This window comes from Lentzea aerocolonigenes (assembly GCF_000955955.1).
In the GTDB taxonomy this organism is placed as follows: Bacteria; Actinomycetota; Actinomycetes; order Mycobacteriales; family Pseudonocardiaceae; genus Lentzea; species Lentzea aerocolonigenes_A.
Genome location: NZ_JYJG01000171.1, coordinates 15,828 through 34,431 on the forward strand (window position 1 = coordinate 15,828; position 18,604 = coordinate 34,431).

Consider the following 18,604-nt stretch of genomic DNA (forward strand, 5'->3'; position numbering starts at 1 on the left):
TCAGCCGACGGCCCCTTCCATCTGCAGTTCGATCAGGCGGTTGAGCTCGAGGGCGTACTCCATGGGGAGCTCGCGCGCGATGGGCTCGACGAACCCGCGCACGATCATCGCCATGGCCTCGTCCTCGTTCAGGCCGCGCGACATCAGGTAGAACAGCTGGTCCTCGGAGACCTTCGAGACCGTGGCCTCGTGGCCCATCGCGACGTCGTCCTCGCGGACGTCGACGTACGGGTAGGTGTCCGAGCGGCTGATGGTGTCGACCAGCAGCGCGTCGCACTTCACCGTGGACTTCGAGTGGTGCGCCCGCTTGTTGACCTGGACCAGGCCGCGGTACGACGTGCGGCCACCGCCACGCGCCACCGACTTCGACACGATGGTCGAGGAGGTGTGCGGTGCCATGTGGACCATCTTGGCGCCGGCGTCCTGGTGCTGGCCCTCGCCCGCGAACGCGATCGAGAGGACCTCGCCCTTGGCGTGCTCGCCCATCAGGAAGACGGCCGGGTACTTCATGGTCACCTTGGAGCCGATGTTGCCGTCGACCCACTCCATGGTCGCGCCCTCTTCTGCCTTGGCGCGCTTGGTGACCAGGTTGTAGACGTTGTTCGACCAGTTCTGGATCGTCGTGTAGCGGCAGCGGCCGCCCTTCTTCACGATGATCTCGACGACCGCGGAGTGCAGCGAGTCCGACGAGTAGATCGGCGCGGTGCAGCCCTCGACGTAGTGCACGTAGGCACCCTCGTCGACGATGATCAGCGTGCGCTCGAACTGGCCCATGTTCTCGGTGTTGATCCGGAAGTAGGCCTGCAGCGGGATGTCCACGTGCACGCCCTTGGGGACGTAGATGAACGACCCACCGGACCACGTCGCGGCGTTGAGCGCCGAGAACTTGTTGTCACCCGCCGGGATGACGGAACCGAAGTACTCCTTGAAGAGCTCCGGCTGCTCCTTCAGGGCCGTGTCGGTGTCCAGGAAGAGGACACCCTTCTCCTCCAGGTCCTCGCGGATCTGGTGGTACACGACCTCGGACTCGTACTGAGCCGCGACACCGGCGACGAGGCGCTGCTTCTCAGCCTCGGGGATGCCCAGCCGGTCGTAGGTGTTCTTGATGTCCTCCGGCAGGTCTTCCCAGCTCTGGGCCTGCTTCTCGGTGGACCGCACGAAGTACTTGATCGAGTCGAAGTCGATCCCAGAGAGGTCGGCGCCCCAGTTCGGCATCGGCTTGAGGTCGAAGAGCTTGAGCGCCTTCAACCGGTACTCGAGCATCCACTCGGGCTCGTCCTTCTTCGCCGAGATGTCGCGGACGACATCCTCGCTGAGGCCTCGGCGGGCGCTCGCGCCGGCAACGTCGGAGTCGGCCCAGCCGAACTCGTAGTTGCCGAGAGACGCAATGGTCTCTTCCTGCGTGAGCGGAGACTGCACCGTGGTGGGCGTGCGCTGCTCGGCAGCGGCAGTCATGCGGGCTCCCCTCCATCATCTGGGATCCGTTGAACGTTCGGGATGTGCGTCGTGCACACGGCGTGGCCGCTTGCGATCGTCGCGAGGCGCTGTACGTGAGAACCGAGGAGGTTGGCGAAAGCTTCCGTCTCGGTCTCGCACAGCTGGGGGAACTCAGCCGCCACGTGGGCTACCGGGCAGTGGTGCTGGCACAACTGCTCGCCCACGCCGACGTGACGTGCCGACGCAGCGTAGCCCTCCCTGGTCAACGCGGTCGCGAGGGCCTTGGCCCGGTCAGCGGGTGTGGCCTGGGCCACGATCGCTGAACGATGCCGGTCCACGAGCGCGTCGACACGACTCTGCGCGAACGCCTTGACCGCTTCTTCCCCACCCGTCTGGGCGAGGAACCTGATCGCGGCGACCGCGAGGTCGTCGTAGGCGTGGCCGAACCGGGCGCGTCCGGCGTCAGTGAGCAGGAAGAGCTTCGCGGGACGGCCACGACCGCGTTGGGTCTGGCGCGGCTGTTCCCTGGTGAGTGCCTCGCCGTCCGCGAGCAGTGCGTCGATGTGCCGGCGCACCGCTGTCGGGCTGATGCCCAGCTCCTCGGCAACTGCTGCCGCGGTGACCGGGCCCTGCTCCAACAGGAGCCTGGCGACAGCACGCCGAGTCTTGCCGTCGTGCTGAGGCACGGCGTCAAGGTGGGTCTCGGCGTTTTTCACAACACCAGTGTTGCGTATTTCGCCGGAGGTCGCAAAGATCGTGGCTACAGGGTGACCTGACTCACGGCTGAACGTGCCTAGTGCGGTGGTCGGGGCCCCTTGCCCCGGCTTTCGACGGTCAGACGGGTGGATCGTGGTGTCGGCCCCGCGTCCCCATATCGGGCATACGGGCGCGGGGCCGACGCCGCGAGGTGCCCTGCTGAGCGCCGAAAGACGCGGTGAGGGGCCCCGACCACCGCACTCGATAGTCTGCCCGCATGCCCACTTCCGGCGGAGCCGTGACTCCGGAGAGCGACCTCTTGAACGGTCGAGAGCGTCGTCAGCTGGACATCGTCCGTCGCTGGGGCACGATCGGTGCGCTGCTGCTGACGGTCGGGTCGCTCGGTGGCGGCGCCGCCCCGATCTACTCGCCGCTGTACGGCGTACCTGTTCTCGGGCTCTTCTCGCGGATGCCCTCGGTCGCGATGGGGGTCGTCTGGACCGGCATCTTCATGATCGTCTCGGCCTGGCTGGCACTGGGCCGCTTCGTGCGCCCCGGCCGCCCGCGCCTGGTCTCGCGCAGCCAGATGGACCGCACGCTGCTGATGTGGACCGTGCCGCTGGTGTTCTGCGTGCCGATGTTCTCGCGCGACGTCTACTCGTACCTGGCGCAGAGCGAGATCGCCGCGCGCGGTCTCGACCCGTACGTGCTGGGCCCGGCCAACGCTCTCGGTGTCGACCACGTGCTGACCCGCGGTGTGCCGAACATCTGGCGTGAGACGCCGGCGCCGTACGGGCCGTTGTTCCTCGCGTTCGGCCGCCTGACCGCGATGCTGACCGGTGACCACGTCGTGTCCGGCGTGTTCGTGCACCGGCTGCTGGTGTTGTGCGGCTTGGCGATGATCGTGTGGGCCCTGCCGCGGCTGGCCGCCCGGTTCGGCGTGCCCCCGGTCGGCGCGTTGTGGCTGGGCGCGCTGAACCCGTTGGTGCTCTTCCACCTCGTCATCGGCGTTCACAACGACGGACTCGCGCTAGGCCTGATGCTCGTGGGCCTCGAACTCGCGATGCGCGGCCTCGAACCGTTGAAATGGACGTGGATCACCGGCGGCGCGGCGATCATCGTCTGCGGAGCCATGGTCAAGATCCCCGCCATGGCCGCGCTCGGCTTCCTGGGCGTGATGGTGGCCCGCAAGCTGGGCGGCAAGTTCAAGCACCTGGCCCTGGTGGCCGGAGTCATGACCGCCGTCGCCGCCGTCGGTGTGGTGGCGATCTGCCTGGGCACCGGTTTCGGCTTCGGCTGGATCACCACGCTGGACGTCGCCTCGACCGTCAAGTCCTGGATGTCGCCGCCGACCACTCTCGGCATCGTCGGCGCGGGCATCGGCATCACGCTGGGCCTGGGCAACCACACCGACGCGATGGTCGCCGTGGCCCGCATCCTGGGTCAGGGCATCTCCGTGGTGATCACGATCGGGCTGCTCTGGCAGAGCTTCAAGGGCCGGATCAAGGCCATGAACGGCCTGGGCGCCTCCCTGGGCGCGATCCTGGTGCTCGGCCCGGTCCTGCAGCCCTGGTACGTCCTCTGGGCGGCCCTCCCGCTGGCCGTCGCGGTCGTGGGCCCGAAGTTCCGCGCCTTCGCCATGGTGACCTCGGCGGTCATCGCGGTGGTCCTCCCGCCCACCGGCTCGGCGTTCGACGGTCGCGCCTACACGATCCCGCAAGCCGTGGCGGGCGCCGTGATCACCTTCGCGGTCTGCGTCCTGATCGCCCGCAAACGCGTCGGCCCGTTCCTCAAGTCCGACCCGGCGTGAGGGACTGGCTCGCCCAGCAGTCCGACGCCGAACTGATCTCCCTGCTGGAGCGCGGAAGAGCGCTCGGCTCGGGCGCGGGTGGCGGCCCGGTTCTGCTCGACGTCGACGGCACGCCGGTGTTCGCCAAGCGCGTTCCGCTGACGGATCGGGAGCTCACGCGGCCGTTCTCGACCGCGAACCTCTTCGGGCTGCCGGTGATCTGCCAGTTCGGCATCGGGTCGCCGGGTTTCGGCGCGTGGCGCGAACTGGCCGCGAACCAGCTCGTGTCCGGAACCCTCGGTTTTCCCGCGCTGCACCACTTCCGCGTGCTGCCGGGCCGTCCGCCGGTCGCCCCGCTGTACGCCGACATCGACAAGGCCTCCGCGCGACTCGGTGGCTCGCGGGAAATCCGCGCGCGTTTCACCGAGCTGGCCGCTGCCACGCACAGCCTCGTGCTCTTCTTCGACCACATCCCGTTCGCGATCCGCGAGTGGCTCACCGTCGAGCGCGTTCCCGAGCTGGAACGGCAGCTCACCGAGCTCGTGGCCGTGCTGCGGGCACGGGATCTGCTGCACCTGGACATCCACTTGGGCAACATCCGCTCAGACGGCTCTCGCGTCTACCTCGCCGATTTCGGGCTGGCCACCTCGCCGCGGTTCGACCTGGATCCCGTGGAGCGCGAGTTCGCGCGCGTGCACGCCGGCCACGACGCGGAGCTGGTCGCGGTGCACTTGTTCAACTACCTGAAGGAAGCGGGCGTGACCGAATCCGAGCTGCTGACCCGGCTGGAACCGACCGCGACTCGCCTGAACGCGTTCTACGCCCGGCTGATGGGCCAGTAACCACACCCGTTCGGCGGGCGACTCCTTGGTCAGGGGAAGATCGAAGCCGGAGGGGGTGATGCGGCATGACCGAGCAGCAACCCATGTCGCGCGAGGAGGTCCGCTTCGCCGTCGTGCTGAACGGCGGCGTCAGCCTGGCCGTCTGGATGGGCGGCGTAGTCCTGGAACTGGACCGTCTGACCAGGCCGAATTCCACCTACCAGCCGCTGCTGGACCTGGTCGGCTGCACCGCGAGAGCGGACGTCATCGCCGGCACGTCGGCGGGCGGCATCAACGGGGCTGCACTGGCGTTGTCCCAGGTCAACAAGCAGGCGGACCTGAGCAGGCTCCGCGACCTGTGGGCTGAACAGGGCCGGATGGAACAGCTCCTCAGGACCCCGTTCCGGGGCGAACCGGCGTCGTTGCTCAAGGGCGACGAGTTCTTCCTGCCCCGCCTCCAAGAGGCCCTCGCACGCCTGACCACCGACTTCACCCCGACCGAGCCGGACCAGCGCCCGATCGACCTCAGAATCACCACCACGCTGCTGGGCGGCGTACCGGAGATCACCTACGACGACCTGGGCCAGCCGCTGACCCAGTCGGTCCACCAGGGCAGCTTCAGCTTCCGCCGCGACCCCTACAACTGGGTCAGCGAGCAGACCAGGGACGACTTCACCGCGGACACCCTCAACGACCGCGTCCTGCAGCTGGCCCTGGCCGCGAGGAGCAGCGCCAGCTTCCCGTTCGCCTTCGAGCCGAGCTTCATCCCGGTGGGCGGCCAGGCCTCCCCGGACCGCCCGGACATGGCCGACGTCGCCAACTGGTCCAACGGCGGCGATCGCAGCAGGTTCGCGGTCGACGGCGGCGTCCTGGTCAACACCCCCACGCGGGAAGCCCTGGAAGCCATCGACCGCATGCCGGCCGACGGCCCGGTCCGCCGCGTCATGCTCCTGGTCTTCCCGCACGCCGAACCTCTCGGCTCGGAACCGGTCGCGGATACCCTGGCCAAAGGCCCCACCACGGTCAGCTCGGGCGCCAAACTCCTGAGCGCCATGTCCAGCCAGGCGAACCGCACCTACGTCGAGAAGATCGAAGAGCACAACCGCCGGGCGGCCAGCAGCAGGGGTGGCCGCATGGCCCTCCTGGAACGCCTGCACACCAACGACAACAACGTGGTGGACGAGGTCTACTCGTTGGCGGACAAGCTCTTCGGCCACTACGAGGACGTCGAGATCAGGCTGGCCGCGCGCCAGATCACCACCCAGCAGTTCGAGCTCCCCAAGGGAAACCCGGCCAACTGGTCGTTCGAACGCGCGCGCAGGGCGGCGGAGTCCGCCCAGCGCGACTGGAAGAAGAGGCACGGCGTGCTGCCGTACGTGCCGGGTGTGAAGCTCCCCAGCCCCGTCTGCCGCGAAGGTGTCGGCTGGGAGTGGGGCATCACGATGGCCGAACGTCTTGGGGCGTCGGCACTCGACCTGCTCAAGCGCCTCGTGTGGGTCGCGCCGGACGGCAAGGCCGACCAGATCGCCACGTCCCGGCGCGAGCTCCACCAGGTCCGCGCGGAGCTGCGCAGGCTGCGGGGTGAGCCAGGAGTACTGGACCGGCCGGCTCGCCAGCTACCACGAGAACATGATCGACGGGCACCTCGGCCTGGAGGTGAAGGCGCAGATCGCGGAGATCGGCCGGATCGTCGGCGAGGCCCAGGAAGTGATCACGAGCCTCGACGAGCACCGGCTCAGGCTGGGCGGACTCGGTTGCTGGCACGCGCTGCTCGACCAGCAGCCGACCGAGCAGGAAGCCGGGCTGTCGGACGCGCAACGCTGCCTGAGCAGGCTGCTCGCGCTGGAGATCGCCGGCACCTGCCTGTCCGACGACGCCTCCACGGGCCTGGACACGCCGGTCGAACTGGTCCAGGTCTCGCTGCAGACCCGCAACGCCTTCGCCCAGCAGTCGATCACCGCCGACGACAAGGCCGGCGGCGCGTCGCTCAGCAGGTTCTCCGGGTTCCTCAAGCGGTCCTGGCGGGTCAACGACTGGATCTGGGGCCGCCTCGACGGCGCCACGATGCTCTGCCGCGTGCTGTTCGACCCACGCCGCCTGCGCAGGATGGACCTCCTCGGCCGCCCGGAGAACGACCCGCGCACGCCGGAACAACGCGCAGAAGCGGTCGTCGACAGCGTCATCGAGCACATGTTCGGCCCAGAGCTGCCCATCCAGGTCGCGAACTGCGCCGTGGAGGCCAAGAAGGAGCTGCAGGGCATCTACGAGGCGGAGCACGAGCTGTCCCCGTCGTCGATGAAGCTCGCCGAACTGGCCGCGTGGGGCCTGCACTGGCGGATCATCTGCGAGGAGCTGCCTCGGCTGAGGGCCGCGATCATCGCGGACAGGGGCGACGGGGCGGACAAGCGCTCACGAGGTGAGCTCTTCCTGGAGGAACACGCGGATCTGTTGCGGCGCTTGGAGTTCCCGCAGGAACACACGGTCACGATGGGCATGGCCGCGCTCAACGCCTTCGACCGCGCGGGGATCGGCCGCGAGCCGCTCACGCAGGAAGCCGCGTCGGACCAGATGATCCGCACCGCCGCGACGGCAGCAGCTGTCGCGGTGACGGTGGCCGACTCCGAACGCGCGGGGTTCGCCGCGGTCCGCCCGGTCACCCGCGCGGTGCGAGGCGCCGCGCTGCTCCCCTACTGGACGATCACCGGCCTCACGCGCGGCGGAAACCTGGCCCAGTTCCTGGGTTTGCTGGGCCTCGCGGTCGGTGGCGCGCTGGTCGTGATGGCGTTGTTCGGCATGCTCCCGACCTGGGCGGCGGGTCCGGGCGCGGCGATCGGCGCGGCCTGTCTGCTGGCCGCTTTCGGTTACGCGGCACTGAGAAGCGGCACGATGCTGCACGGACTTGTGCTGCTCTCGCCGGTGATCCCGTTGACAGCCATAGCGGTCGACCGGCTGCCGGACGACCGCTCGCAGATCACCACGGGCACGGTGACGGTCGCGGGAGTGGCGCTGGTCGTCACGGCGCTGCTGGTCCTGGGCTCGCTACCGGCCCCGATCCGCACCCCGCTCGCGGTGCTGGCCGACTTCAGGCCGTTGCAGATCATCAAGCGCCGCTGGAAGCAGGCGGCGACAGTGCTGGTGGCACTCGGGCTGGTGTGGGCGATCTGGCAGTTCGAGCTGCACACCAAGCCGTGGCTGGTGATCCCCACCTCTGTCCTCTGTGGAGTGTTCGGCATCTACATGGCGTTGAGCGGCGGCAAGTCGCTGCAGCGCTGGCGCCGGGTCGAAGGCGAGTGGGGCACCGAACGCGCGGAACCACCGGCAGCGGCCACTGCGGGATGGGCCGCGGTCTACGGCGTCGGTTACCTCGCGGTCGCCGACGTGCTGCTGCTCATCCGGCCGAGCGGATGGGGCTGGCAGGCGGTGATCGGCACGGCGCTGGCGTTCGGGCTGACGCTGCTGCTGATCACGTCCTGGTACGTGCCCCGGGTGGAACGGCGCAGGATCCGCCGCCAGCTCGTCAGCGAGGCGATTCCGGCGGTCTACCCGGACGGGTGCGATGTCGCGGAGATGCTGCGCGAACGGCTGGAAGGCCACGCGTCGCTCTACCGGTTCCTCATCGCGGGAAAGGGCGAGCACCCCTCGGAGCTCACCCTCTCCCAGACCGGACTCGTTGTCGCGCAACGGATCGAGCAGAAGCTCAGGCCGCCAGTGCGATGACCGGTGCCGTGTGGCCCATCGCTCGTGCGTAGAGCGCTTCGAAGCGCTCCAGGGTCGCCGCCAGCGCGTGGTGCGAGATGATCTCGCTGCTGGCGGCGCCCATCCGGGCCCGCATCGGCTCGTCGTGCACGAGCGTGTGCAGGCGCTGGGCCAGCTGGTTCACATCACCCGGCTCGAACAGCCAGCCGTTGCGGCCGTGGTGCACGAGGTGTGGCAGTGCCATGGCGTTCGCGGCGATCACCGGCTTGCCCGCGGCCATCGCCTCCATCGTGGCGAGGCTCTGCAACTCGGCGACGCCGGGCATCACGAACAGGTCCGCGCGGGCGTAGGCGTCGAGCAGCTCGTCCTCGGACACGAACCCGTGGAACCGCACCCGTTCGATGATTCCCAAGTCGCGGGCCAGCAGCTCCCACTCGGCCTTGCACGTGCCGTCACCGACGATCTCGCCGAACGCGCCGGGCACGCGGGCCAGTGCGCGCAGGAACTCGTCGACGCGCTTCTCCTCGTCCAGCCGCCCGACGAACAACGCCGTGGGACGGTCGTTGTGCGTGACCTCCCGCTGGTAGCGGGCGATGTCGATGCCGCACGACACCGGTACCGCGCGTTCGGGGAAGCCGCTCTCGTGCAACAACTGCACGGCCCGCGGTGTCGGCGCGGTGACGAGGTCGGCCCGCCCGAACACGCGCGCCAGGTCGCGGTAGGCGAACTTGCGGGCCATGCCCTGCAGGAACGCAGGCACGTGCGCGTGGCTGAACAGGTTCTCCGGCATGAAGTGGTTCGTGGCGAGCGTGGGAATGCCCTGGGCGACGGCGGAGTTCAGGACGAACCGGCCCACCACGAAGTGCGCTTGGACGTGCACGACGTCCGGCTTGAGCGACTTGATCAGCTCGTCGGCCTCCTTGGCGGCCTGCCACGGCAGGCAGAAGCGGAAGTCCGGGTAGAACGGCAGCCGGTGCGAGCGCAGCCGGTGCACGGTCACACCGTCGATCTCGGTGGCCTTCGGCGAGTCCGGGGCGATCACGTGGACGTCGTGACCGCGGGACGCGAGGCCCGTGGCGAGGCGCTGGGCGAACCGCGCCGCTCCGTTGACGTCCGGCGGGAACGTGTCGGCGGCGATGACGACGCGCAGCGCGCTGGAGGTGTTCACGGGAAGCTCCGATCGAGTAGAGACACGAGGTTGACGAGCGAGGGCGAACACACCGCTGGCTGCGGCGAACGCGCAGGCGATCAGCGCGGCACCGGTCCACGGGGACAGGTGCGCGGCCTCGCCGAGGAGGAAGGCGCCGATGCCGACCGCGATCAGTGGATCCACCACGGTCAGGCAGGCGACGGCGAGATGAGGGGGCCCGCCGGCGTAGGCGTGCTGGACGAGCCAGCCGCCGACGGCGAGCGAGAGTGCGATGCCGAGCACGGACGCGAGGTGACTCAGTCCGAACCCGCCTTGCTGCACCGACTGGCTCACGGCGCGCATGAGCACGGACACGTACCCGTACGCGACACCACCGGCCGATGCGAACGCCACGGCCCTGACGCGCGCGTTCGTCGTTAGGGCGGCAATGACTCCGGGCACGGCGATCGCGCCGATGACTATTAGTCCGGCCGTGAGCTCGGCGTCCGGTGCGACTTGGGTTGCGGTCGCACTGCCTGATGCGAGGAACACGAACGCGCCCACGCCCACGGTGGTGATCAGGATCGCGGGCAGCTCGCTCGTGCGGCGGTCCATGAGCGCCGTGATGCCGATCGCCAGGACGCCGATCGGCTGGACGACCGTGAGCGGCGCCATGCCGAGCGCGACGGCGTGGATCCCGGCACCCGCGACGAGCAGGGCGAGGCCTGCCAGCCAGCGCGGCTGCTTGAGGACGCCGACCCGTGCCCCGGTCTCCGCGACCGCGTCGTGCTGCAGGCGGGCCGCGAGCGCGAAGCACACGGCGCCGAACACGGCGAGCGTGATGGCGAGCATGGTCATGTCGTGCGCCTCACCTGTAGGGCCGCGATGGCGAAGAGAAGTCCGTAAAGGGATGCGAACAAAACGCGTTCGGTCAGTCCGCGCGCCTCAAAACCGGCGAACGAAACGTGACTGACCAGAAAAGCCGCACTCGACACGCTCGCCGTTATTGCGATACCGAGAAGGGCCGGAAATTTCTTCGCGATGAGCACACCAGCCGCCGGCAACGCCACGAACATGACCGCGCCCGCGTACCTGTGGACGTAGCCCGACAACGACGTCGGCGCGCCCGTCGGGTCGGTCGGGAAGATCGTTGACACGGTCAGCCCTGCCGACCAGACCACGATGAGCCACCGCGCTGACCTGCCGACTCCCCTCAGGTTGACGGCAAGCAACGCGGAGATGGCCGCGAGGCTGAGCGAGGTCGCGGCCAGCCACTCCGTGCCGTTGTGGACGAACACGTAGTCGCTGATCACGTCGGTGATCGGGTTGAGCTGCCCTGCCGACACCACATGCAGGTAGAAAACCGGGACCAGTGAGAACACCAGTCCCCAGATCACCAATCCCCGTCTGTTCGCCCCCTGCTCGAGCATGCCAAAAGTCTCTGGTGATCCCGTTGATCAACCAATGGGGAACTCCCCCGAGCAAACCCTGAGGTGTCCCTGAGTGCCCGGGGTAGGGCCAGCCCCACCTTTTTCAGCGCTCGTTCGGCAAACGGCCGCGAGCCCCACGTTCGGGCGGATCGCCGCGACCGCCTAGGCTGACCGTTCGTGAGCCCGAATCCCCAGCCTGCGGTGGAAGTGTCGGGGCTGGTCAAGAGGTACGGCTCGAAGACCGCCGTTGACGGCCTCGACCTCGTTCAGGAACCCGGCACCGTTCTCGCCCTGCTCGGGCCCAACGGCGCGGGCAAGACGACGACCGTCGAGATCTGCGAGGGCTTCCGCTCCCCCGACGACGGCACTGTGCGCGTGCTCGGCCTCGCGCCCGGTTCCGAAGAACTGCGACCGCGCATCGGCGTGATGCCGCAGGGCGGTGGCGGATATCCCGGCATCCGCGCCCTGGAGATGCTGAACCTCGTGGCGGCGTGCGCGGCCAACCCGCTCGATCCGAAGTGGCTGATCGAGGTGCTCGGGCTCTCCGGCGCGACGAAGACGCCCTACAAACGACTCTCTGGCGGGCAGCAGCAGCGGTTGTCGCTGGCGTGCGCCTTGATCGGCCGGCCAGAGCTGGTGTTCCTGGACGAGCCGACCGCGGGCATGGACCCGCAGGCCCGCCGTCTGGTGTGGGACCTCGTAAATGCCCTGAAAGACGACGGTGTGGCCGTGCTGCTCACGACGCACCTCATGGACGAGGCCGAAGCGCTCGCCGACAACGTCGTGATCATCGACCAGGGCCGCGTCGTGGCGCAGGGCTCGCCGGCCGAACTGACCGCGAACCGCGCCGACGACCAGCAGCTGCGGTTCCGCGCGCGGCCTGGTCTCGACACGTCGCTGCTCTCCGCCGCGCTGCCCGAGAAGCTCAAGGTGCGCGAGGCGACGCGAGGCCAGTACGTCGTGGAAGGCCTGATCGACCCGCAGGTCGTGTCGACCGTCACGTCGTGGTGCGCGCAGCAGGGGGTGCTGGCCGAGGAGCTGACCGTGGCCAAGCGCAGCCTCGAAGACGTTTTCCTGGAACTGACCGGCAGGGAGCTGCGTTCGTGACCACCTTCGCTCCCGGCACGTTCAAGCCGGCGCCCGGCCGCGGGTCGCTGCCGAAGATGCTGCTGACGCACGCCCGCACCGAAGCGGTGCTGACGTTGCGCAACGGCGAGCAGATCCTGCTGACGGTCATCATCCCGCTGGCGCTGCTCATCGCGCTGAGCCTGATGTCGGTCATCCCGATGCCGGAACCGCGCGTGGGTTCGGCCACCGCACGGATCTTCGCGCTGGCGATCATCTCGTCGGCGTTCACCGGACAGGCCATCGCGCTCGGCTTCGACCGGCGTTACGGCGTGCTCAAAAGGCTTGCGGCCTCGGCACTTCCCCGCTGGCTGCTCGTCGCCGGACGGGTCTGCGGCGCACTGGTCGTGGCCGCGATCCAGGTCGCGCTGCTGGCCGTGACCGCGTTGTTCCTGGGCTGGCGCTTCCCGCTGAGCGGCCTGCCCTGGGTCGTCGTCCTGATCGTCCTCGGCACGCTGACGTTCGGCGCGCTGGGTGTCCTGCTCGGCGGAGCACTGCGCGCCGAGATCGTGCTGGCACTGGCGAACATCATCTGGTTCGTGCTGCTGATGGTCGGCGGTGTCGCGCTGAGCGTCCCGGTCGGGTTCGTGCACCTGCTGCCATCGGCCGCACTGGCCGAGGCACTGGAAACCGCTGTGGTGCACGGCACCGCGCCCGGTGTGGGCCCCGTCGCAGTGCTCGTGGCCTGGGGCGTTGTCGCCGGCGCACTGGCGACCCGGACGACCCGCCTCACCTGACCCGGCCTACCATCAGTCCGTGTCCCGATTGACCGCATTCCTCGTTCCGTTGCAACGCGCCCTTGCGATTGCCGCCATCATCGCGCAGGGCGGTATCGCGGTCACCGGGTCGATCGTGCGCGTCACCGGCTCCGGGCTCGGCTGCCCGACGTGGCCGGAGTGCGTCGAGGGCAGCATCGTCCCCGTCGAGCACCCGGACGTCGCCGCGCTGCACCAGTGGGTCGAGTTCGGCAACCGGACGCTGTTCGGTGTCATCGGCATCATCACCGGGCTGTGCCTCATCGCCGCGTGGCTGAACAAGCCGCGTCGCAAGCGCGTCCTCTGGCTCGCCGCCGCCCAGGTCGGCGGTGTGCTCGCGCAGGCCGTCATCGGTGGCGCGACCGTCCGCCTCGGACTGGTGTGGTGGAGCGTGTCCGTCCACTTCATGGTCTCGATGGTGCTGGTGTGGTTCGCCGTGCTGCTGCTGAGGTCGCTGAGCGAGGGCGACGGACCGGCGCGCTGGCTCGTTCCCGCTGGGGCGCGCGGACTTCAGGTCGTCATGGCGGTCGTGATGTACCTGCTGCTGATCGCGGGCACGTTCGTGACGGCGGCCGGCCCGCACGCCGGTGACTCCGCGACGCCGCGCCTCGCCGTGCCCGTACCCACGTTGGCCCAGCTGCACGCCGATCTGCTGTTCCTGTTCCTGGGCATGCTGATCGCGATGGGCTTCTTCGTCCGCAACCGCGCCTACTGGACGTTGGTCGGCGTCGTCGTCGCGCAGGGTGCGCTCGGCATGGTCCAGTACTTCACCGGCGTGCCCGAGGTGCTCGTGTCGCTGCACGTGCTGGGCGCGGGCGCGGTTGTCGTTGCCACGGCCATGCTCTGGACCTCGAGCCGCGAGCGGACCGTCGAGGTCCAGGTTCCCGCCGAGGATCAGGCGCTCAGCAAGGCCTGAGCGTCCTGCTGGGAGTTGTGCCCTGCCCAGTTCGCGGGCGTCGAGTCGTAGTTCGCGTCCGTGATGGTCCGGTCCGCGCCCGCGTCGAGCAGGATCCGGATGACTCCGAGGTGGCCGCGTTCGGCCGCGAGGTGCAGCGCAGTCACGCCCTCGCCGTGCATCGGACCGCCGAAACCCGTGCGCTGGTTGGGATTCGCGCCCAGATCGAGCAGCGTGCGGGTGGCGTTCTCCAGACCGCACCACGCCGCCCATGCCAGCGCCGTGCCGCGGTAGACGTCCGCGTCGATGCGAGCGCCCCGCTTCAGGAGATCACCGAACACCTCGACCCGGTCGTTGCGCGCGGCCCACGACAGAGCCTCGTCGAGCACTTCCTGCGGGTCGGCAGTCGGCCACCAGCGCGGAAAGCCGCTGTGCGGGCGGTAAAAGCCGCGCTTCGCCTCTGGTTCGACGGCCAGGTCCAGGTTGCCCAGACCGGCCGCCACCCGCAGGTTCGGCGGATGCACGCCCAGCAGCGAGGCGACTTCCCTGTTGCCCCAGAACAACGCGACCGTGAGCGGAGTGCCGCCCTCGCCGCGGGCTTCGAGATCGGTCCTGGCGCCGGCCGCGAGCAGCATCTCCGCCATGTACCGGAGGTTCATGCACGCGGCCTGGTGCAACGCGGTCCAGCCGTGCACGTTCTGGTGGTCGACGTCCGCGCCGTCCTCCAGCAGCACCTGCACGAACCGCTCGTCGCAGGTGGCGGACGCGAGACCGAGCAGGTCGTTCCCGTTGGTACCGCTGGCTTTCACGAGCCACGGGTCCCGCATCAGGATCGCCTTGAGCTCACCGAGGTTGCGCGTCTCGATCGCCTGGAACGCGCGGGCGAACGGCCTGGGCCTGCGGATGTTGGCCTGGAGCGCCTTCCAGTCCTCACACCCGTGCGCGCGGGCGAGGACGTCGTGCGCGCCCTCCTCCGTCAGCGGCTCGCCGTCGAAGACCTCGAGCGCGCCCGGTGTCCCGTCCCACGCGGAGGCGAGCAGACCGCGCGCACGCTCCTCGTAGTACTCGATGTCATCGCGAAACGGGTGCCACATGGCACCACGCTACTTGGGCGAGGCGGGCCTGCGCTCCCACAAAGCCGGCAGTTCCGCTGAGAGCCAACCGTAGAGGTGGTCGACGGTCCTGAGCCGCATCGCGCGCTCCGGATCACCGCTGAGCAGCCGCATGCCGTCGTCGGTCAACGTCTGGACGCTCGCGATCGCGGTGAGCTTGCGCTGGATGAAGTCCGTCCAGGCCTTCTCGTTGATCCGGTACTCGGCTGCTTGGCGGCCACGCCGGGTCCGCTTGGTCACCAGGCCGACGTTGACCAGGTACTTCAGGTTCGTGCTGATCGAGCCGCTGCTGGCCTCGAGCTCCTGCGAGAGCTCGGCGGCGGTGCGCTCGACCGGCTGGCAGATCAGCAGGTAGCCGAGGATGCGGCCGCCGATCAGCGGAATGCCCTCCTCGGCGAAGTGGGCCGCGAACCGCTCGATCCAGGCAGACAGCCGGGTTTCCCGTCCGACGCTCATGCTGTGCTCATCTCCGGGCGATCCCTTTCGGTCGACACTGAAATCATCGTAGCGATCTTGTCAACGATTTCCTTGTCATTCAGAGTCAATGAGTTGACACTTGGTCCGCCGCCGCCCGAACTGAAGGGCTGGGTGTGCGGTGCGCGTTCTCAGATCCGTGGTCGCCCTGGTGTTGGTCGCAGGCCTCGTGCCGGCGACTGCGCAGGCGGCCGTCTCGCAATACGAGGCAGAGTCGGCGGTGATCTCCCAAGGCGTGGTGGAGTCGAACCACGCCGGCTTCACCGGGTCAGGTTTCGTCAACTATGACAACGCGGTCGGCTCGTACGTCGAGTTCACCGCGACGTCCGACGGCCCGCTGACCTTCAGATACGCGAACGGCACGTCGGTGGACCGGCCGCTGGCCATCTCAGTCGACGGCGGTCCCGCGACGACGGTGTCGTTCCCCGGCACCGGTGCGTGGACCACGTGGCGCACGCAGCAGGTGTCGCTGACCTTGCCCGCGGGCGGGGCGAAGGTCCGGGCGACGGCGACCACCGCGAACGGCGGGCCGAACCTCGACTCGCTGACCGTCGGATCGAGCGGGTTCGACTGGTCGGTGGCCGTGGTCGAGTCGACGATGGCCTCGAAGACACCCGCTCAGCTGGGCGGCTGGGGTTATCAGACCGGGCTGTACCTGTACGGGCAGTACCTCGTGTACCAGCGCACGCACGATCCGCGGTACCTCGCGTACATCAAGGCGTGGGTCGACCGGTTCGTCGACTCGTCCGGCAACATCTCGCAGAGCTTCAACAACCTCGACAGCATGCTTTCGGGGCGGTTGCTGGTGGCCCTGCACCACGAGACCGGTCAGGCCCGCTACGAGAAAGCCGCGCGCAAGATCCGGACGCGGCTGAACACGTACCCGCGCACGTCCGACGGCGGGTTCTGGCACTCCACGTCCGAGTCGCGGCACAACCAGCTGTGGGCGGACGGGGTGTTCATGCTGAACCCGTTCCTCGCCGAGTTCGGCGCGGAGTTCGGGGACTCCGCCTATGCCAACGAGGAAGCCGCGAAGCAGATCAACGTCTACGCGTCGCATCTGCAGCAGCCCAACGGGATTCTCAAGCACGCCTGGGACGAGTCGAAGTCGCAACCGTGGGCGGACAAGACCACGGGTCTCGCGCCGGAGTACTGGTGCCGTGCCATGGGCTGGTGGGGCATGGCGTCCATCGACGTGCTGGAGAAGCTGCCCGCGAACCATCCGCGGCGAGCTCAGATGATCACTGATCTGCGCGAGTACGCGGCAGGTGTGCGGTCCTATCAGGACTCTTCGGGACGCTGGTTCCAGGTGGTGGACAAGGGATCCCGCTCCGACAACTGGACCGAGACGTCCTGCTCGATGATGTTCACCTACGTCTTCTCGAAGGGTGTCGAGCGGGGCTACCTCGACCCGTCGTTCAAGGACGCGGCGGCGCGCGGTTATGCAGGCGTGCTGGCGAAGACGTCCGTGAACTCCAGTGGCCGCACGGAGATCCGTGACATCTCCATCGGCACGAACGTGGGCGACTACGCCTACTACATCGCACGCGACCGGGCCACCAACGACTTCCACGGCCTCGGCGCGTTCCTGATCATGAACGAACAGCTGCGGAAAGGCTGACCATGTTGCGCAAAGCTTTGTTGGCAGCGGTTCTGGTCGTCGGCCTGATGCCGTCCGCGCCCGCCATGGCGTTGGAGAACGGCCTGGCGCGTACTCCCCCGATGGGCTTCAACAACTGGAACTCCACGGGCTGTCGAGCGGACTTCAACGAGGCCATGGTGAAGGGCATCGCGGACATCTTCGTGTCGCGCGGCCTGAAGGACGCGGGCTACCAGTACGTGAACCTGGACGACTGCTGGGCCAAGACGTCCCGCGACTCGTCCGGCAACCTGGTGCCGGACCCGGTGCGTTTCCCCAACGGCATCAAGGCCCTCGCGGACTACATCCACGGCAAGGGTCTGAAGATCGGCATCTACACCTCCGCCGGCACCAAGACGTGCAACACGGCGGGCTTCCCCGGCGGCCTCGGCCACGAGCAGCAGGACGCGAACCTCTTCGCCTCGTGGGGAATCGACTACCTGAAGTACGACAACTGCAACAACCAGGGCGTCGACGCGCAGCAGCGGTACAAGGCGATGCGCGACGCCCTGGCGCGCACCGGCCGTCCGATCGTGTACTCGATCTGCGAGTGGGGCCGCACGGACCCGAAGGTGTGGACGTGGGGCGCGCCGGTCGGAAACCTGTGGCGCACCACAGGTGACATCTCCGACAACTGGGGATCGATGATCGGCAAGGCGCAGGCGAACCGGGCGCTCGCCCAGTACGCCGGGCCGGGGCACTGGAACGACCCGGACATGCTGGAGGTCGGCAACGGCGGCATGACCGCCACCGAGTACCGCACGCACTTCTCGTTGTGGGCGATCATGGCGGCGCCGCTGCTGATCGGCTCGGACCTGCGCAAGGTCAACGCCGACACGTTCACGATCCTGGAGAACCGCGACGTGATCGCGATCGACCAGGATCCGCTGGGGCGTCAGGGAACCGTGGTGTCGTCGTCATCGGGCAAGGTCGTCTACTCGAAGGTGCTGGAGAACGGTGACCGCGCCGTCGCCCTGTCCAACGAGACGACGTCGACCCAGACGATCTCCACCACGGCGGCGGCGATCGGCCTCGGCGGCGGGGCGTCGTACACGCTGAAGGACCTGTGGTCGAAGCAGGTGCGGACGGTGTCGAGCACCATCAGCGCGTCCGTTCCGGCACACGGGACCGTGCTGTACCGGGTGACGCGCAGCGGGTCGATGACGCGCTACGAGGCGGAGTCCGCGCTGATCTCGGCCGGTGTGGTCGAGTCGAACCACGTGGGCTTCTCCGGGACCGGGTTCGTCAACTCCGACAACGCCGTCGGTCCTTACGTCGAGTGGACGATCAACTCGGCCGCGGGTGGCGCGGCGACGCTGTCGTTCGGCTACGCCAACGGGACCACGGTGTCGCGGCCGCTGGACGTGTCGGTGAACGGGGTGCTGGCGCGCGACGAGCTCGCGTTCGCGGGCACTGGTGCCTGGACCACCTACCTGGCGGTGCAGCTGCCGGTGACGTTGCAACCCGGTGAGAACAAGATCCGGGTGACGGCGACGACCGCGAACGGTGCGCCGAACCTCGACTACCTCGACGTCGGGTAATCGGTAGCCGAACCGGCCGGTCACGTGCCTCGGGCGCGTGACCGGCTTACTATTTGTCGACACAA

The 18,604-nt window shown here is 68.6% G+C and carries 14 protein-coding genes and 1 pseudogene; 9 read left to right on the plus strand and 6 right to left on the minus strand.

All coding sequences use genetic code 11. From position 1 onward, the window contains the following. Complete coding sequence (gene sufB / locus UK23_RS23495; protein WP_045313769.1) at window positions 1-1,455, minus strand: Fe-S cluster assembly protein SufB; 1,455 nt, start codon at window positions 1,453-1,455, stop codon at window positions 1-3. Continuing rightward, window positions 1,452-2,123, minus strand: a complete 672-nt coding sequence (locus UK23_RS23500; RefSeq protein WP_330770193.1) for a metalloregulator ArsR/SmtB family transcription factor — start codon at window positions 2,121-2,123, stop codon at window positions 1,452-1,454. Before UK23_RS23500 ends, sufB begins: the two co-directional genes overlap by 4 nt. A gap of 287 nt (window positions 2,124-2,410) precedes the next feature. Between UK23_RS23500 and mptB the strand changes: the two genes are divergently transcribed. The 4 genes and pseudogenes from mptB to UK23_RS53895 all read left to right on the plus strand — a co-directional run bounded on the left by mptB (window position 2,411) and on the right by UK23_RS53895 (window position 8,460). Continuing rightward, entirely contained in the window at window positions 2,411-3,943 is a 1,533-nt protein-coding gene (mptB, locus tag UK23_RS23505) for a polyprenol phosphomannose-dependent alpha 1,6 mannosyltransferase MptB (RefSeq protein ID WP_045313771.1), read from the plus strand. Further along, window positions 3,940-4,764, plus strand: a complete 825-nt coding sequence (locus tag UK23_RS23510) for a serine/threonine-protein kinase (RefSeq protein ID WP_045313772.1) — start codon at window positions 3,940-3,942, stop codon at window positions 4,762-4,764. The genes mptB and UK23_RS23510 overlap by 4 nt, the downstream gene beginning before the upstream one ends. A gap of 146 nt (window positions 4,765-4,910) precedes the next feature. Next, window positions 4,911-6,503: pseudogene (locus UK23_RS55065) on the plus strand (patatin-like protein); the annotation flags it as partial. Beyond that, window positions 6,451-8,460, plus strand: coding sequence for a DUF3376 domain-containing protein (locus UK23_RS53895; protein ID WP_419503899.1), 2,010 nt, complete (start codon window positions 6,451-6,453; stop codon window positions 8,458-8,460). The pseudogene UK23_RS55065 and the gene UK23_RS53895, both read left to right, overlap by 53 nt. On the opposite strand, the gene UK23_RS23520 is transcribed toward UK23_RS53895, so the two are convergent. Then, window positions 8,441-10,426, minus strand: coding sequence for a glycosyltransferase (locus UK23_RS23520; RefSeq protein ID WP_045313773.1), 1,986 nt, complete (start codon window positions 10,424-10,426; stop codon window positions 8,441-8,443). The genes UK23_RS53895 and UK23_RS23520 overlap by 20 nt on opposite strands. Further along, complete coding sequence (locus UK23_RS23525; protein ID WP_045313774.1) at window positions 10,423-10,998, minus strand: DUF998 domain-containing protein; 576 nt, start codon at window positions 10,996-10,998, stop codon at window positions 10,423-10,425. The genes UK23_RS23520 and UK23_RS23525 overlap by 4 nt, the downstream gene beginning before the upstream one ends. A gap of 177 nt (window positions 10,999-11,175) precedes the next feature. Here UK23_RS23525 and UK23_RS23530 point away from each other — a divergent pair, with 177 nt between their 5' ends. From UK23_RS23530 to UK23_RS23540, 3 genes are read left to right on the plus strand one after another with little or no spacing between them, the layout of a single operon-like run. Next, window positions 11,176-12,105, plus strand: a complete 930-nt coding sequence (locus tag UK23_RS23530) for an ABC transporter ATP-binding protein (RefSeq protein ID WP_231114634.1) — start codon at window positions 11,176-11,178, stop codon at window positions 12,103-12,105. Continuing rightward, window positions 12,102-12,860, plus strand: coding sequence for an ABC transporter permease (locus UK23_RS23535; protein WP_045313776.1), 759 nt, complete (start codon window positions 12,102-12,104; stop codon window positions 12,858-12,860). Before UK23_RS23530 ends, UK23_RS23535 begins: the two co-directional genes overlap by 4 nt. A 19-nt stretch (window positions 12,861-12,879) precedes the next feature. Beyond that, window positions 12,880-13,794 carry a COX15/CtaA family protein gene (locus UK23_RS23540; RefSeq protein WP_045313777.1) on the plus strand — a complete coding sequence of 305 codons (915 nt, stop codon included), beginning with the start codon at window positions 12,880-12,882 and terminating at the stop codon, window positions 13,792-13,794. Here the strand turns inward: UK23_RS23540 and UK23_RS23545 are convergent. Then, window positions 13,773-14,867 carry an ankyrin repeat domain-containing protein gene (locus tag UK23_RS23545; protein ID WP_045313778.1) on the minus strand — a complete coding sequence of 365 codons (1,095 nt, stop codon included), beginning with the start codon at window positions 14,865-14,867 and terminating at the stop codon, window positions 13,773-13,775. The two genes, UK23_RS23540 and UK23_RS23545, sit on opposite strands and share 22 nt — an antisense overlap. 9 nt (window positions 14,868-14,876) lie before the next feature. Further along, on the minus strand, window positions 14,877-15,341 hold the full coding sequence (locus UK23_RS23550) for a GbsR/MarR family transcriptional regulator (RefSeq protein WP_045313779.1): 465 nt from the start codon (window positions 15,339-15,341) through the stop codon (window positions 14,877-14,879). A gap of 139 nt (window positions 15,342-15,480) precedes the next feature. Between UK23_RS23550 and UK23_RS23555 the strand changes: the two genes are divergently transcribed. Together UK23_RS23555 and UK23_RS23560 are read left to right on the plus strand one after the other, a co-directional pair. Continuing rightward, window positions 15,481-16,980: a glycoside hydrolase family 88 protein gene (locus UK23_RS23555; protein WP_082114911.1), complete on the plus strand. Its 1,500-nt coding sequence runs from the start codon at window positions 15,481-15,483 to the stop codon at window positions 16,978-16,980. 2 nt (window positions 16,981-16,982) lie between these two features. Beyond that, window positions 16,983-18,539: a carbohydrate-binding protein gene (locus UK23_RS23560; RefSeq protein WP_045313780.1), complete on the plus strand. Its 1,557-nt coding sequence runs from the start codon at window positions 16,983-16,985 to the stop codon at window positions 18,537-18,539. The last annotated feature ends 65 nt before the right edge of the window (window positions 18,540-18,604 follow it).

What these genes read in the sequence shown, in the direction of transcription:
- UK23_RS23560 (WP_045313780.1), top strand. Translation starts at nt 16,983, where the DNA reads ATGTTGCGCAAAGCTTTGTTGGCAGCGGTTCTGGTCGTCGGCCTGATG.
- UK23_RS23520 (WP_045313773.1), bottom strand. Translation starts at nt 10,426, where the DNA reads ATGACCATGCTCGCCATCACGCTCGCCGTGTTCGGCGCCGTGTGCTTC.
- mptB (WP_045313771.1), top strand. Translation starts at nt 2,411, where the DNA reads ATGCCCACTTCCGGCGGAGCCGTGACTCCGGAGAGCGACCTCTTGAAC.
- UK23_RS23525 (WP_045313774.1), bottom strand. Translation starts at nt 10,998, where the DNA reads ATGCTCGAGCAGGGGGCGAACAGACGGGGATTGGTGATCTGGGGACTG.
- UK23_RS23550 (WP_045313779.1), bottom strand. Translation starts at nt 15,341, where the DNA reads ATGAGCGTCGGACGGGAAACCCGGCTGTCTGCCTGGATCGAGCGGTTC.
- UK23_RS23545 (WP_045313778.1), bottom strand. Translation starts at nt 14,867, where the DNA reads ATGTGGCACCCGTTTCGCGATGACATCGAGTACTACGAGGAGCGTGCG.
- sufB (WP_045313769.1), bottom strand. Translation starts at nt 1,455, where the DNA reads ATGACTGCCGCTGCCGAGCAGCGCACGCCCACCACGGTGCAGTCTCCG.